This window comes from Streptomyces sp. NPDC051320 (genome assembly GCF_040682175.1).
GTDB lineage: Bacteria > Actinomycetota > Actinomycetes > Streptomycetales > Streptomycetaceae > Streptomyces.
This window is the reverse complement of sequence record NZ_JBFBAL010000004.1, coordinates 47,672-63,006: the sequence shown is the minus strand read 5'-3', so window position 1 is coordinate 63,006 and position 15,335 is coordinate 47,672. Positions and strand designations below refer to the sequence as shown.

The 15,335-nt window shown below is 69.8% G+C and carries 13 protein-coding genes; 6 read left to right on the top strand and 7 right to left on the bottom strand.

Annotation, left to right across the window (positions count from 1 at the left end):
- The first annotated feature begins 78 nt into the window (after positions 1 to 78).
- Entirely contained in the window at positions 79 to 1,911 is a 1,833-nt protein-coding gene (locus tag AB0M87_RS10515) for a phosphoenolpyruvate carboxykinase (GTP) (RefSeq protein WP_365851551.1), read from the top strand.
- 205 nt (positions 1,912 to 2,116) lie between these two features.
- Here AB0M87_RS10515 and AB0M87_RS10510 read toward each other — a convergent pair whose 3' ends face one another.
- The 4 genes from AB0M87_RS10510 to AB0M87_RS10495 form a co-directional block, all read right to left on the bottom strand.
- Positions 2,117 to 2,509, bottom strand: coding sequence for a hypothetical protein (locus tag AB0M87_RS10510; RefSeq protein ID WP_365851550.1), 393 nt, complete (start codon positions 2,507 to 2,509; stop codon positions 2,117 to 2,119).
- Positions 2,510 to 2,597: 88 nt separating this feature from the next.
- Positions 2,598 to 3,809, bottom strand: a complete 1,212-nt coding sequence (locus AB0M87_RS10505; protein ID WP_365851549.1) for a pyridoxal phosphate-dependent aminotransferase — start codon at positions 3,807 to 3,809, stop codon at positions 2,598 to 2,600.
- 84 nt (positions 3,810 to 3,893) lie between these two features.
- Positions 3,894 to 5,510 carry a D-aminoacylase gene (locus AB0M87_RS10500; protein ID WP_365851548.1) on the bottom strand — a complete coding sequence of 539 codons (1,617 nt, stop codon included), beginning with the start codon at positions 5,508 to 5,510 and terminating at the stop codon, positions 3,894 to 3,896.
- Between the two features lie 17 nt (positions 5,511 to 5,527).
- On the bottom strand, positions 5,528 to 6,820 hold the full coding sequence (locus AB0M87_RS10495) for an amino acid deaminase (protein ID WP_365851547.1): 1,293 nt from the start codon (positions 6,818 to 6,820) through the stop codon (positions 5,528 to 5,530).
- Positions 6,821 to 6,957: 137 nt separating this feature from the next.
- Here AB0M87_RS10495 and AB0M87_RS10490 point away from each other — a divergent pair, with 137 nt between their 5' ends.
- From AB0M87_RS10490 to AB0M87_RS10475, 4 genes are all read left to right on the top strand, one after another.
- Complete coding sequence (locus AB0M87_RS10490) at positions 6,958 to 8,067, top strand: sugar kinase (RefSeq protein WP_365851546.1); 1,110 nt, start codon at positions 6,958 to 6,960, stop codon at positions 8,065 to 8,067.
- Positions 8,064 to 8,894, top strand: a complete 831-nt coding sequence (locus AB0M87_RS10485) for an IclR family transcriptional regulator (protein WP_365851545.1) — start codon at positions 8,064 to 8,066, stop codon at positions 8,892 to 8,894. Before AB0M87_RS10490 ends, AB0M87_RS10485 begins: the two co-directional genes overlap by 4 nt.
- Positions 8,891 to 9,301, top strand: coding sequence for a RidA family protein (locus AB0M87_RS10480; RefSeq protein WP_365851544.1), 411 nt, complete (start codon positions 8,891 to 8,893; stop codon positions 9,299 to 9,301). Before AB0M87_RS10485 ends, AB0M87_RS10480 begins: the two co-directional genes overlap by 4 nt.
- A 139-nt stretch (positions 9,302 to 9,440) precedes the next feature.
- Entirely contained in the window at positions 9,441 to 10,910 is a 1,470-nt protein-coding gene (locus AB0M87_RS10475; protein ID WP_365851543.1) for a gluconate:H+ symporter, read from the top strand.
- 127 nt (positions 10,911 to 11,037) lie between these two features.
- Here the strand turns inward: AB0M87_RS10475 and AB0M87_RS10470 are convergent, their stop codons facing one another.
- Positions 11,038 to 11,787 (bottom strand): TioE family transcriptional regulator, encoded by a 750-nt coding sequence (locus tag AB0M87_RS10470; RefSeq protein WP_365851542.1) that lies wholly within the window; start codon positions 11,785 to 11,787, stop codon positions 11,038 to 11,040.
- A gap of 58 nt (positions 11,788 to 11,845) precedes the next feature.
- On the opposite strand from AB0M87_RS10470, the gene AB0M87_RS10465 reads away from it, so the two are divergent.
- On the top strand, positions 11,846 to 13,069 hold the full coding sequence (locus AB0M87_RS10465) for an erythromycin esterase family protein (protein ID WP_365851541.1): 1,224 nt from the start codon (positions 11,846 to 11,848) through the stop codon (positions 13,067 to 13,069).
- A gap of 242 nt (positions 13,070 to 13,311) precedes the next feature.
- On the opposite strand, the gene AB0M87_RS10460 is transcribed toward AB0M87_RS10465, so the two are convergent.
- Together AB0M87_RS10460 and AB0M87_RS10455 are read right to left on the bottom strand one after the other, a co-directional pair.
- On the bottom strand, positions 13,312 to 13,791 hold the full coding sequence (locus AB0M87_RS10460; RefSeq protein WP_365851540.1) for a hypothetical protein: 480 nt from the start codon (positions 13,789 to 13,791) through the stop codon (positions 13,312 to 13,314).
- Positions 13,792 to 13,931: 140 nt separating this feature from the next.
- Positions 13,932 to 15,167 carry an XRE family transcriptional regulator gene (locus AB0M87_RS10455; RefSeq protein ID WP_365851539.1) on the bottom strand — a complete coding sequence of 412 codons (1,236 nt, stop codon included), beginning with the start codon at positions 15,165 to 15,167 and terminating at the stop codon, positions 13,932 to 13,934.
- Positions 15,168 to 15,335: the final 168 nt, after the last annotated feature.

Sequence of the window (15,335 nt, the reverse complement as noted above, 5' to 3'; positions counted from 1 at the left end):
GGGTCCACACGTGAAGCATCCGGGTCGTAGCCCCCAAGGGGCAGGCAACCCTCATCCCCGATTTACCTAGGAGCAATCGTGGCGCGCGACATCGCGGCTCCCGCTGTCCTTCCGACCCAGCACCAGGACCTGATCTCGTGGGTGAACGAGATCGCCGAGCTGACACAACCGGACAGCGTGGTCTGGTGCGACGGTTCCGAAGCCGAGTACGAGCGCCTGTGTGGGGAGCTCGTGGCCAAGGGGACCTTCACCGAGCTCGATCCGGTCAAGCGCCCGAACTCGTACTACGCGGCTTCCGACCCCTCGGACGTGGCGCGCGTCGAGGACCGTACGTTCATCTGCTCCGTCAAGGAGGAGGACGCGGGCCCGACCAACCGCTGGAAGGCTCCGGCGGAGATGCACGAGATCTTCACCGGTACCGACGGCAAGGGCGGTGTCTTCCGCGGTTCGATGCGCGGCCGGACGATGTACGTGGTGCCCTTCTGCATGGGCCCGCTCGGCTCGCCGCTCTCCGCGATCGGTGTGGAGATCACCGACTCCGCGTACGTCGCCGTCTCCATGCGCACCATGACCCGCATGGGACAGCCGGTCCTGGACGAGCTCGGCTCGGACGGCTTCTTCGTGAAGGCCGTGCACACACTGGGCGCGCCGCTCGCCGACGGCGAGAAGGACGTGCCGTGGCCGTGCAACTCGACCAAGTACATCTCGCACTTCCCGGAGGAGCGCGAGATCTGGTCCTACGGTTCCGGCTACGGCGGCAACGCCCTGCTGGGCAAGAAGTGCTACGCGCTGCGCATCGCCTCGGTGATGGCGCGGGACGAGGGCTGGCTCGCCGAGCACATGCTGGTGCTCAAGCTGACGCCGCCGCACGGTGAACCGAAATACGTCGCCGCGGCCTTCCCCTCGGCCTGCGGCAAGACCAACCTCGCCATGCTGGAGCCGACCATCCCCGGCTGGACCGTGGAGACTATCGGCGACGACATCGCCTGGATGCGCTTCGGCGAGGACGGCCGGCTGTACGCGATCAACCCGGAGGCCGGTTTCTTCGGGGTCGCGCCCGGCACCGGCGAGCACACCAACGCCAACGCGATGAAGACCCTGTGGGGCAATTCCGTCTTCACCAACGTCGCGCTCACCGATGACGGTGACGTCTGGTGGGAGGGCATGACCGAGGAGACGCCCGCGCACCTCACGGACTGGAAAGGCAACGACTGGACCCCCGAGTCCGGCACCCCCGCCTCGCACCCCAACGCCCGCTTCACCGTGCCGGCCGGACAGTGCCCGACCATCGCGCCGGAGTGGGAGGACCCCAAGGGCGTGCCGATCTCGGCGATCCTCTTCGGTGGCCGCCGCGCCTCCGCCGTCCCGCTGGTCACCGAGTCGTTCGACTGGAACCACGGTGTCTTCCTCGGTGCAAACGTCGCCTCGGAGAAGACCGCCGCGGCCGAGGGCAAGGTCGGCGAGCTGCGCCGCGACCCGTTCGCCATGCTGCCGTTCTGCGGCTACAACATGGGCGACTACATGGGCCACTGGGTCAAGGTCGGAGCCGACAAGGACCCGGCCGAGCTCCCGAAGATCTACTACGTGAACTGGTTCCGCAAGAACGACGCGGGCAAGTTCGTCTGGCCCGGATTCGGCGAGAACAGCCGCGTGCTGAAGTGGATCGTCGAGCGCCTGGAGGGCACCGCCGAGGGTGTGGAGACCCCCATCGGCATCCTGCCGGCCAAGGGCTCCCTGGACACCAAGGGCCTGAACGTCTCGGAAGCCGACATGGACTTCCTGCTCACCGTCGACAAGGAGGTCTGGCGCGAGGAGGCGTCGCTGGTGCCCGAGCACCTCAACACCTTCGGCGATCACGCTCCGAAGGAGCTGTGGGACGAGTACCGCGCGCTGGTCCGGCGCCTGGGCTGACACCCCGGCGGCTGCCCGATCCACGCGGCGGGTTCACCGACATCCGCCCTGACCTGTGGGGTCTTCCCGACCCGTCGCGTTCGCCCGGCCCTCCGCGCCCCTCACGGCGCGGGGGGCCGGGCCTCTGGCATACGGGTGTGCGGCACGGGGTGGTGGTGTGTGGCGCCCGGTTCGCGCGCCTTCGCGGCCCGCGAACCGGGGCCGTTCAGTGGGCGCCGGTCAGATGCCGGGCTGCCGTGTGGGCGTCCATCCGCTCGGCCGCGAGGATCGCGGCGGCGGTGTCCGCCCGGGAGGCGGCGACGACCAGGGCGCGGCCGGCCAGGGCGTGGGCGCGCTGGTGGAGGGCCGTCTCGTCGGCAGTCGGCCCGGTGTTCTCCGGTCCGGTCCGGCGGATCGGCGCGGCGCCGCGCAGCCTGGTCACCTGGGCCGCTATGCGGTCGCCCTCGGCGGTCAGACCCAGCTCGTCCGTGAGGGCCAGCAGCGCGGCCAGGTGGCCTGCGAGCTGGATGTCCAGCTCCTCCTCGCGGGAGCGGTGCGGGTAGGCGGTGCCGTTCTCGGCCATCGTGTGGACCGACTTGGTGCGGATCGGTTCATACATGGGATGGCCTCCTTCTCGTGGACAGGAGACCATCTTAGCTTAGATTCTGTCTAAAGTTGACTGCGATCCTGTGGTGATCTGTCTCGCTCTACCGCTGCACGTAGCCGTCCAGGAAGGTGCCGATCCGGGTCACCGCGTCGGTGAGTTCCTTGGTCGTCGGCAGCGTCACGATGCGGAAGTGGTCGGGCTCCGGCCAGTTGAAACCGGTGCCCTGCACGACCATGATCTTCTCGGCCCGCAGCAGGTCCAGGACCAGCCGGCGGTCGTCCTTGATCTTGTAGACCTTCGGGTCGAGACGCGGGAAGAGATAGAGCGCGCCCTTGGGCTTGACGCAGGTCACCCCGGGGATCCGGGTGAGCAGCTCGTACGCCGTGTCGCGCTGTTCCAGGATGCGGCCGCCGGGCAGGACCAGGTCCTGGATGGACTGCCGGCCGCCCAGCGCGGTGGCCACCGCGTGCTGCGAGGGCATATTGGCGCAGAGCCGCATGTTGGCGAGAATCGTCAGACCCTCGATGTAGGAGGAGGCGTGCGCCTTCGGGCCGCAGACCGCCAGCCAGCCGGAACGGAACCCGGCGACCCGGTAGTTCTTGGAGAGACCGTTGAAGGTCAGCACCATCAGGTCGGGGGCCAGCGCGGCGGTGGGGGTGTGGGTGGCTCCGTCGTAGAGGATCCGGTCGTAGATCTCGTCGGAGCAGACGATCAGGTTGTGCCTGCGGGCGATCTCGGTGATGCCGCGCAGCATCTCGTCGTCGTACACCGCACCCGTCGGGTTGTTCGGGTTGATGATCACGATCGCCTTGGTGCGGTCGGTGACCTTGCGCTCGATGTCGGCGAGGTCCGGCATCCAGTCGGCCTGCTCGTCGCAGCGGTAGTGCACGGCCGTGCCGCCGGCCAGCGATACGGACGCCGTCCACAGCGGGTAGTCCGGCGCGGGGACCAGCACCTCGTCGCCGTCGTCGAGCAGTGCCTGCATCGACATCTGGATCAGCTCGGAGACGCCGTTGCCGAGGTAGATGTCCTCGACGCCGAGGTCGATGCCCTTGGTCTGGTAGTGCTGCATCACGGCGCGGCGCGCGGAGAGCAGACCCTTGGCGTCGCCGTAACCGTGAGCGCCCCCCAGGTTGCGCAGCATGTCCTCGAGGATCTCCGGCGGGCACTCGAAGCCGAAGGCCGCCGGGTTACCGGTGTTCAGCTTCAGGATGCGGTGACCTGCCGCTTCCAGCCGCATTGCCTCCTCGAGCACCGGGCCCCGGATTTCGTAACAGACGTTGGCGAGCTTCGTTGACTGGATCACCTGCATGTCCGCCACTTTAGCCCGAGCGGCGTGTGGGGGGGGTGTCCGGAGACGCCGTGGTGTTTTCGCCCACACGGGGCGTGGGCGGCCTCACGCCCGCCCCGGTGAACGTCCCGGTGTACGCCGCACCGAGCGCCCCGCGAGGATCTCCGTGCGCTTGCCGTCCTCGATCACGAAGCGGCCGTCGATCAGGACGTGCGGGATGCCGGTGGGCAGGGTGCGGGGCGCGTCGAAGGTGGAACCGGCCGCCACCGTCTGCGGGTCGAAGAGCACCAGGTCGGCGCGGTAGCCCTCGCGGACCAGGCCCCGGTCCGGAAGCCGCAGCCGGGCGGCGGGCCGGGAGGTCAGGTGGGCCACGCACTCCTCCAGGCTGAGCACCCCCAACTCGCGCACGTAATGACCGAGGTACTGCGGGAACGTGCCGTAGGCGCGCGGATGCGGCTTGTCGCCCTGCAGGATGCCGTCACTTCCGCCGGTGTGCACGGGGTGACGCATGATCTGCCGGACGTTGTCCTCGTGGCCGACGTGCTGCAGGATCGTCGATCCGAGCCGGTCCTCGATCAGCAGCCGGCGCGCGGTGACCCACGGTTCTTCTCCGCGCTCGGCGGCACTGCGGGCGACCGTCCGGCCGGCGTAGCCGGCGAGCGCCGGATCACGGACCCCGGAGATCTCGATGGTGTCCCATTCGATAGGCACCCCGTGGCAGCCGTCGGCGCCCTCGACCTCCATCACCCGGCGGATGCGCTCCGCCGTCGCGTCGTCCGTCAGCCGCGCCATGATCGCGTCGGGGCCGCCCTCGCTCGCCCAGCTGGGCAGCATCGCGACCAGGGTGGTGCAGCCCGGGGTGTACGGATAGGTGTCGAGAGAGATGTCGGCGCCGCCCGCCAGGGCCCGGTCGAGCAGGTCGAGCAGCTCGGGCGCCTTTCCCTTGTTCACCCCGAAGTTCATGGTGGCGTGCGCCAGGTGCAGGGCGCAGCCCGCGGCCCGGGTCAGGCCGACCATCTCCTCGTACGCCTGGAGCGCGCCGGCCCCGTAACTGCGGTGGTGCGGGCAGTAGTAGCCGTCGTAGCGCGCCACCACCCGGCACAGCTCGGTGAGTTCGGCGTCGTCCGCGTACATCCCCGGCGTGTAGGTGAGCCCGGACGACATGCCCACGGCGCCCTGTTCCAAGCCCTCCGCGACCAGCTGTTCCATCCGCCGGATCTCGTCGTCGGTGGCGGGCCGGTCGTCCCAGCCGACCGCGTACATCCGCACGGTGCCCTGCGGGATCAGGTACGCCGCGTTCACCGCGATGCCCCGGTCCAGCCGGTCCAGATAGCCGCCGACGGTCCGCCAGTCGAAGTCGATGTCGGAGCCGTCGCCGTTCCAGCCGGTGATGGCCCGGCGGACCTGGCCGAGCGTCCGGTCGTCCACCGGCGCGTACGACAGGCCGTCCTGGCCGAGGACTTCGAGCGTCACGCCCTGCGCGGCCTTCGCCTCGTGCCCCGGGTCGCGCAGCAGCGCCAGATCGGAGTGGGCGTGCATGTCGATGAAGCCGGGCGAGAGTGCGAGACCGTCCGCATCGAGCACCCGCACCGCGCCCGGCCGCCGGCCGGCCCCCTCGCGGACGATGCCGGTGATACGGCCGCCGTCGACGGCGACGTCGGCGCGGTAGGAGGCGCCGCCGGTGCCGTCGATGACGCGGACGTCGCGGATGACGAGATCCATGACCTGGTGCCGGCCTCTCAGAAGTACGTGCGGATGTAGTCGGTGACGGTGCCGTCCGCCTCGACCAGCGGGATCAGCTGCCACTTGTCGAACGAGGTGCACGGGTGGGACAGCCCGAGCCCCACCCAGTCGCCGACCTCCAGGTCGGCCTCTTCGGTGGTCCGCAGCCAGCCGTGCTGGTCGGAGAGACCGCTGACCGAAATGCCGGTGGCGGGCCGGATCTCGCCGGTGCGCGCGTCCCTGACCACCTGTGCCTCCGGCAGGTCCAGGTCGTACGCGGCGTCGCGCTTGCCCGCGTTGACGAACGCCTGCTCGCCGGTCGGCCGGGACACCACCTGGGCCCAGAGGCGGAACGCGGGCTGCAGGGCGCCCTCTTCGGGCACCCGGTTGAAGGGAGTGATGTGCTTGTAGTGGCCGTCGTCGTGCGAGACGTACGCACCGGAGCGCAGCAGTTTCAGCACCGGCGCGGAAAGCTCGGGGACCTCGGCGAAGACGTCGGCCACCGCGTCGAACCAGGCGCTGCCGCCCGCGCTCAGCACGATCTCGTCGAGTCCCTCGAAGTGGCCCGCGCCGTCGAGGGCGACGGCCAGCGCGACGAGCCGGCGCAGCCAGTCGCGCACCCTCCCCCAGCCTTCGGCCGGGGAGACCCCCTTGCCGTCGGCGCCGGGCACCTCGCCCTCGTACCCGGCGACACCGACCAGGCGCAGCGTCCGGGTGGCGGCCACCGCGTCTGCGACCGCCGCGCAGTCGGCTTCGGTACGGGCGCCGGTCCTGGCCCCGTCTCCCGCGCCCAGCTCGACGACCACGTCCACGGGGCGTACACAGCCGCGCAGCGCCGCGTCCATCAGCTCGACGCCGCGCACCGAGTCGACGTAGCAGAGGAACCGGAAGCCGGGGTCGGCCGCGAGCTCGCCGGCGATCCACTGCAGCGCCGCCGCGTCCACGACCTCGTTGGCCACGAAGATCCGCTGCACCCCGAAGGCACGGGCCACCCGCACCTGGTGCGGCACGGCCAGGGTGATACCCCAGGCGCCGCGCTCGGTCTGCCGGTCGAAGAGCTGTGGGGCCATCGAGGTCTTGCCGTGCGGGGCGAAGGCCAGGCCGTGCCGTGCGGAGTAGGTCTCCATCAGCGCCAGGTTGTGCTCCAGCGACTCGGCGGAGAGCGCGAGCACCGGGGTGGTGAACCCGCCGGTGAAGAGGTTCCGCCGCTCGGCAGCCAGCGCGTCGACGGTCAGTCCGGCAGCGCCGGGCGGCAGTCCCTTGAACCGATGGTCGACCACTTCGTCGCTGGTGATGGAGCCGCTGGTCATGGAGCCTCCCGGAGAGTCGCGTTGCAACCTGTGCAACGCTCATTGCGCCTATCGCTCACTGCTGTCTAACATCCGAGCCATCGCCGGGTCAACGGATCGCCCGGCCGCCGCCCACCCATCAAGGAGCACGAGCGAACGTGACCGCGCAACACACACCCGTGGACGTCGTCTGTCTCGGCGAGTCCATGGTCACGTTCCTGCCCTCGCAACCGGGCCGCCTCGCCGACGTACCGTCCTTCGACCGCGGCATCGGCGGCGCCGAGTCCAACGTCGCCTGTGTGCTGGCCGCCGCCGGCCACACCGCGAAGTGGGTCAGCCGGGTCGGCGCCGACGGCTTCGGCGACCACCTGGTCGAGACGATCGCCTCGTACGGCGTCGACACCTCCGCCGTCCAGCGCGATCCGCACCGGCCCACCGGCGTCTACTTCCGCACCGCCGAGGACCGCGACGGCGACACCCACGAGGTGGCCTACTACCGGGCCGGCTCCGCGGCCGCCGCGATGTCCCCGGCGAGCTTCCGGCGCGACGACCTGTGGTCCGGGCGCATCCTGCACCTGTCCGGCATCACCGCCGCGCTGTCCCCCGACTGCCTCGCCCTGATGCGCGAACTCACCGCCCCCGCCCCGGGCCGCCCGCTGGTGTCCTTCGACGTCAACCACCGACCGGGCCTGTGGCACGAGGCGGACGGACCGCAGGTCCTGCTCGACCTGGCACGCGGGGCGGACGTGGTGTTCGTGGGGGAGACGGAAGCGGAGACGGCCTGGGGCCTCCACGGCCCCGAGGCAATTCGCCGCGCCCTGCCGGAGCCGGGGGTACTGGTGGTCAAGCGGGGGGCTGCTGGGGTAGTGGTGTTCTCTGCTGACCCGATGCGAAATCAAGCCCCTCCTGGGGGTCCCCCCGGACGGAGTCTGGGGGAGCTTGAGGAGCGGGGGCCCGGGGGCGCAGCCCCCGAAACCGTCACGTACATCCCAGCGCTCCGCGTAACCGTCGCCGCCCCCATCGGCGCAGGCGACGCCTTCGCCGCCGGCTACCTCTCCGCCACCCTCCGCGACCTCCCGGTCAGGGAGCGCGCGCGGCACGGCCACCTGGCGGCAGCCGCCGCCCTCACCGTCCACGGCGACCTCGCCGCGCCACCGGCCCGGGCCCACGCGGACCGGCTCGCGGGCCTCGACGACGCCGCCTGGGGGAGACTGCGGGTCGGCCCCGGCTGGACCGGGGCCCCGGAGCAGGAGGTACGTACGACATGAGCCAGACCGTGGACCGCGCTCTCTCGATCCTGCCGCTGCTCGCGCAGGGGCCGGCCGACCTCGGTCAGGTCGCCGAGCGACTCGGCGTTCACAAGTCCACCGCGCTGCGACTGCTGCGTACGCTCCTTGAGCACGGACTCGTCTACCGCCAGCAGGACCAGCGCTACCGTCTCGGCACCCGGCTCTTCGCCCTCGCCCAGGAGGCCGTCGAGAACCTCGACGTACGCGAGATCGCCCACCCCTACCTGGCGGAACTCAACGAGGAGTGCGGGCACACCGTGCATCTCGCGGTGTACGAGGAGAACGAGGTCCTCTACATCGACAAGGTCGACAGCCGCTACCCGGTACGGATGTACTCCCGTATCGGCAAGCCCGTCGCGATCACCGTCGCCGCCGTGGCCAAGCTGCTGCTCGCGGACCTGCCCGAGCCGGAGCGGCGGGCCGTCGCAGAGCGGCTCGACTACCCCACGTACACGGCCCGTTCGACACCGAACGCCGGCGCCTTCCTGAAGGAGCTGGCCGCCGTACGCGAACAGGGCTGGGCCACCGACCTCGGTGGCCACGAGGAGTCCATCAACTGCGTCGCGGCCCCCATCCGGGGCGTGGACGGCCGCGTCGTCGCCGCGATGTCGATGTCGGCGCCCAATGTGGTCGTCAGCGCGGAGGAACTCCTCACCCTGCTGCCTCTGGTGCGCCGCACCGCCGACGCCATCAGCGGCGAGTACGCGGGCACGGCGCCGCAGCCCAAGTCCGTATCCCCGACCGCCAACCGGACCGACCCCCCGACCGTCCACCGGACCGACCCCCCGAAGGAAACCCGAGCATGACCGAGAAGACCGCACTCACCCCGTCCACCCACACCACCCCGCCGGCGAAATTCTCGCACGGCGTCTGCAAGGGGAACATCCTCCAGGTCGCCGGCCAGGTCGGCTTCCTGCCCGCCGTCGAGGGCCAGGCACCGACCCCGGCAGGCCCGACCCTGCGCGAGCAGACCCTGCAGACCTTCGCCAACGTCAAGGCGATCCTGGAGGAGGGCGGCGCGAGCTGGGACGACGTGATGATGATGCGCGTCTACCTCACGGACGTGGACCACTTCGCGGAGATGAACGAGATCTACAACGCCTACTTCGAGGAGCAGGGCCTCAAGGCCCCTGCCTCGGCCCGCACCACCGTGTACGTGGGTCTGCCCCCGGGCCTGCTCATCGAGGTCGACGCGCTGGCCGTACTCGGCTGATCGAGAGCCTTCCGATCATCCCGCAGCACATCACCACACCGCACCACGACACGGCGCCCCGTTCCCACCCGCACCACGGGGCGCCGTGTCGCGCTCCGCCCTGCCCTGAAGTCCCCCTGGTAACAATGGAGTTCCCCTGATGTACTTCGCCGCAGCCACCCCTGCCGCGCCACCGCACACGGGCGGTCTGCTCGCCCTCGTCGGCGGCACCACCGGTCTGCTGCTCGTCGCAGCCCTGGGCATCGCCCTCCTTCTCTTCCTGATCATCAAGGTCAGACTGCAACCGTTCGTCGCGCTGCTCGGCGTCTCCATAGCCGTCGGCCTCGCGGCGGGGCTCTCCGTCACGGAACTCTTCGGCACCGTCCAGAAGTCGTCGTCCGTCTCGATGATCGAGTCCGGTATGGGCGGCATCCTCGGACACATCGCGATCATCATCGGCCTCGGCACGATGCTCGGCGCCATCCTCGAAGTCTCCGGCGGCGCCGAGGTGTTGAGCGGCCGTCTGCTCAACCTCTTCGGCGAGAAGCGCGCCCCGCTCGCCATGGGCCTCACCGGCCTCATCTTCGGTATCCCGGTCTTCTTCGACGTCGGCATCTTCGTCCTCGCACCGATCGTCTACGCCGCCGCCAAACGGTCCGGCCGGTCCATCGTCCTGTACGCGATGCCGCTGCTCGCGGGCCTGTCGATGACCCACGCCTTCCTGCCCCCGCACCCGGGCCCGGTCGCCGCCGCCGCACTCTTCCACGTATCCCTCGGCTGGATCATCGTCATCGGCGCCGCGTGCGGGCTCCCCGCGGTCGCGGCCGCCTGGGTGTACGCCGCGTGGATCGGCAAGCGGCTCTTCGTCGAGGTGCCTCAGGACATGGTCGAGGCCGCGGCCGAGGCCAAGGCGGCGGTCCTCGCCGAGCAGCAGGCTTCCGGCGTCAAGCAGCAGGAGAAGCCGGTCCCGCTGGGCACCGTGCTCGCTATCATCGGCACCCCGCTGATCCTGATCCTGCTCGCCACGTTCTCCTCGATCGTCCTCGACCCCTCGACGCTCCGCTCGGTCCTGGAGTTCTTCGGCCACCCCTTCGTCGCCCTGACGATCGCGCTCTTCCTCTCGTACTACCTGCTCGGCATCCGCCGCGGCTGGAGCCGCAAGTCCCTGGAAGCGGTCTCCACCGCCTCCCTCAAGCCGGTCGGCAACATCCTGCTGGTGGTCGGCGCGGGCGGCATCTTCGGCGCGGTCCTCAAGGGCAGCGGCATCGCGGACGCCCTCGCCAAGACCTTCAACGACGTCGGCCTGCCGGTCATCCTGCTCGCCTACCTGATATCCCTGGTCCTGCGCGTCGCCCAGGGCAGCGCCACCGTCGCCATCGTCACCACGGCCGGCATCGTGCTTCCCCTGGTCGAAGGCCAGGGCCTCTCCCAGGCCCACCTCGCCCTGGTCATCATGGCCATCTCGGCCGGTTCCATCTTCGCCTCGCACGTCAACGACGGCGGCTTCTGGATGGTCGCCAAGTACTTCGGCATCTCGGAACGCGACACCCTGAAGTCGTGGACGGTCCTGGAGTCGGTCCTCTCGGTAGCCGGCTTCGCGATGGCGGCGCTGCTGAGCCTGGTCATCTAGCGCGGGGCCGCGAACGGCACGCACGGGGCGGGGCTTCGCAGGTAGGGGTCCCGCCCCGGCCCTTGCGTTTGCGGCAGGAGGGCCGGCGCGGAGGAGCCGGACACGAAGGTCGCTGCAGCGCGAAGTCCTATCCGCGCTTGCGGAGGAACGCCTCCAGTTCGGCGGCACCGGTCAGCATCGCGCGCCCGCGGGCGGACAGCCCGTCGCGCCAGTCGCAGAGCGCGGCTTCCAGCGGCTCCAGACCGCCTGCCGCCCGGACCTGGGCGATCAGCTGGGCGGTCTGCTCCAGCAGGTAGCCGCCCCGCCTGAGCTGGTGGGCCAGCCGGGCGTCCCGTACGTCGGCCTCGTCATAGACGCGGTACCCGGTCAGCGGGTCGCGGCGCGGGCTCACCAGCCCGGCACGCTCCCAAGCGCGCAGCGTCGCGGGCCGGATCCCGAGCTTCCCGGCCAGCGGCCCGATGAACGTGCCGCCGGACCGGGACACTGCGTCCGGTCCGGATCCGACACCGGGTTCGGAGGCCGTGGTGGGCGCCAGGCCGCGGAGCGTGCTCTCCACGGTCTGCAGGGTCCGCCGGTCGTCGAGGAGCTGGGCGTGGCCGGTGTCGATGAGGCGGAGAGCCTCATCGACCGCGCCCTCATTCACCGCCCGCATGATCGACGTCGCCGTCCGGTGCCCGTGGCCGGGAACCAGGGCGAGGAACGCGCGCAGGGCCCCGGCGTGCAGTGGCGTATAGGTGCGGTAGCCGTGGGATGTGCGACCGGCCGCAGGAAGAATGCCGGCCTCCTCATAGTTCCTGACCGCCTGCGTGGACAGACCATGCTCGCGCGCCAGGTCAACCGGCCTGAGCCGCTCACCGCTTTGAAGGTTCCGTCCCATAACCTCGCCAATATTCGGGAAAGGTCTCAACCGAAGGTTCAACGATACCGTTGAAGGCATGGCCACTGACATCAGCGACATCACCCATGCCGTCGAGGCAGCCGCCGTCATGAGACTGTTCCCGGACCGGCCCCGGCTGCTCGCTCTCGGCGAGCCCACCCACGGCGAGGACACTCTGCTCGACCTGCGCAACCAACTTTTCCGGGAGCTCGTCGAGCAGGAGGGCTACCGGACGATCGCGATCGAGAGCGACTGCATGAGGGGCCTGGTCGTGGACGACTACGTCACCTCTGGGACGGGCGACCTCGACGAAGTCATGGAGCACGGATTCAGCCACGGCTGGGGCGCGTCCGCCGCCAACCGCGAACTCGTGCGCTGGATGCGCGCCCACAACGACGGCCGGCCCGCGTCCGAGTATCTCCGCTTCGCCGGTTTCGACGGCCCACTGGAGATCACTGGAGCCGAAAGCCCCAGGCCGGCCCTCACCGCACTCCACCGCTACCTTTCGTCCCGGTTTGACGCACACCTGCTCCCCTGCACCGCGGAGACACTCGACCACCTGCTCGGCGCCAACGACCGGTGGACCAATCCCGCCGCGATGATGGATCCGGCTCAGTCCACGGGGCAGTCGGCCGACGCCAGGGAGCTGAGGCTGCTCGCCGACGATCTGGTGGCGCTGCTCGAGGCACAGATGCCGCACCTGATCACGGCGACATCGCGGGACGACCGGGACTTGGCCCGCCTGTACGGGCGCACCGCGACCGGCCTGCTGCGCTACCACCACTGGATGGCAGACACCTCACCGGCGCGCATGACCCGGATGGTGGGTCTGCGGGACCAGATGATGGCCGACAACCTCATCGCCCTCGCCGAACGTGGCCCGGGACTGGTCCACGCTCACAACGGCCATCTCCAGCGGAACCGGAGCAGCATGCGGATGGGTGACCTACCGCTCGAGTGGTGGAGCGCCGGCGCGCTGGTGAGCGCCCACCTGGGCGAGGGGTACACCTTCCTGGCCACGGCCCTCGGCACGATCCGGCACCAGGGAGTGGGCACCCCGCCACCCGACACCGTCGAAGGACTCCTGTACGCGCTCCCGGAGGACCGTTACATCGTCGACGCCCCGCGGCTGGCCACCGCCTTCGGCGGCACACCGCCAGCCCCTCGCGTGTCCCCCTACTACGGCTACTCCCCACTCGACCCGGCCCACCTGGCCGGAAACGACGGGATCGTATTCGTCAAGGCCGTCCCGCAGACAACGAAGCCGACAGCAAACCAGTAGGCAGCTCAAGGGCTTGGGGCGTTCACGTTGTCGCCGTTCGCACCAGGCGCGGCGGCGGGCGCACAGTGCGCAACCCCTGGCCGGGCTCGCACAGTCGGGGACGGGCACCAATGTCGCTGCCCCGGCGGGAAGAGGCGCCACCCATCGTGTTCCGGGCAGCGCTTCAGCGCGAGTCGGGGTCCGAGCTGCTCAGTTCGTTCTCTTCGTTCCCTGTGATGGTCGCGGTCGGTAGCGGCCCGGAGTCAGGGGCGGCCCACCCGTCCCAACCGGCCGGCCAGGAAATCGTCGGTTGTGTAGTCGGCGCCCCTGTCGGCGGCTTCAAGGGCTTGCGCGAAGGCGGCTGCTTCACCGGCAGTCAGCCCGCCTTGCCGGACCATGCGCGCCAGCAGTTTGTGGATGCTGAACGGTGTGACGTGATGAAAGGTCGATTCGACGCGCGCGTTGTAGTCCTCGCTCAGCATGTGAGGGTCCGTATGCTGGAGCCTTTCGGCCATGGCCATGATCACCGACTCTGCCCAGTGCTCTGCCGGATGCTTCAGGCTTCTGCCGCTGCGCAAGATGTCCTGGATCTCGATCACGCGGTCAGGTATGACGAAGGTGCTGGTGTCCACCGGGTCGCCGAGCCAGTCCAACTGCCCTAAAGCCTCGGTGGCCAGACTTTGGAGGCATGGCTCCCCTCGGCCGGCCAAGCCGACCAGTTCGTCGTGGACAACGTCCAACAAGACACGTCTCTGCGAGGAGAGTTCACCTTCGACAGCCTTGCGCAGGGCGTCGTCAGCGGCGAGAGACAGGAGAGAGGACGTGTCGACGAACCACAGGGCGCGCTTCCGGGGCGCGGGAGCTGTCACCGCGCCGGCCGCATTCAGACGAGCACCTCGGGTTCAGCTTCCATTACCGCATCCCACAGTGCTTCGTCGTCTTCACGTTGGAGCAGGGTCGCAACTACTCCGAGCCCCACAAGCTGATTGCGGGCAGCCTCCACCGCCGCGCCCAAGAGGCGCTCAGGGGCTCGGACGGTGCGCCGGACCGTGATGGCCGCACCGGTGGGAGCGACCGACGCGTGACGTGTGACGAGGCTGCGGGCCCCCTGCTCTCGCAGTTTCTGGCCCTGCTCGAAGGTGATCCGTCCCAGGACACACAGCTGGTAGACCAAGGCGGCCACGGAAACGCCGAATTGCTCCATGAGGGCTACCACGCTGCGCTCGGTGACCTGCCCAGCACTCAGCCATCCGAGGGTCTCGCGAATGCCCTCCTCGGGCATCAGCAGGTGGCCCGCAAAGGCATTGACGCGCCTTTCCTGCAGGGTGTCGGCGAACATGTCCCGGGCGCCCTCGTTGATGACATCCCGAGGGTCGCCCAGCAGGTGATGCCCGAGTTCGTGGGCCAGAGTGAATCGCACGTGACCCTGCGAGAAGTCCGTACTGGCCACGATCAGTGCGACGCCGTCGCCGTGGATACACAGGCCGTCAGTTGTGTTGCCGAGCGGGGAGAGCGCTACGTCAACTCCGAAATGTCGCTCGATCAGTCCGGGGAGGTCGCCCAGCTCGTGCGATCCCAGATCCAGCCCGCGGCGCGTGTGCTCCGCAAGGCGCCTGCCCTGCCGTTCGGCCTCCTGCTTGTTGCGCGGGCGCCCGGAGAGTTCTCCGCGTGCGTAGTCAAGGACCTGCCGGCCCGCCAAGGTCGGCGAAGAGGGTGGCGGCGCCGCGCGCTGGACCAGGACGTCCTCGACCTCCAGCAACTCCAGAGCGCGGCGTTTGGCATTGCAGTTCTCGTCAGGGCCGGTATCGCCTGCCAGCCGGTGTGCCATGGCCAGGGCCGACCGGGAGGGCTTGCCAAGCAGGTGGGCGACTGTCACGCCCAAAGCTTCCGCGAACTTCGGAAGCTCTCTGACGCTTACCTTGCGCCGCCCGTTCTCGATCTTCGAGATCTTGTCCTTACCCAGGCCGACCATGGCGCCCAAAGCTTCACCCGTGAGCGCACGCCGCGCGCGAGCTTGCCCTACCCGGCGCCCGACATCTGCGGCGGGAGCAGCATCCGGCGACGGATCTGCTGGGGCCAATGGGCCCAGCGCCCCCAGGCCGGTCAGTTCGTCTCGCACAACCGCCTCCCTCGCGTCGTCGTGTTCTCCACAGTGTCGCAACCGCACCCCATTGACGCAACTTTCCCTACGGATGAGTTGCGATTTCAGGGATTCGGCAGCATACCCGGAAGGGAAGGGGGCAGCGAGGCGGCATCTTCGGCGCGATCTCCGGGGCAGCGGCTTCCG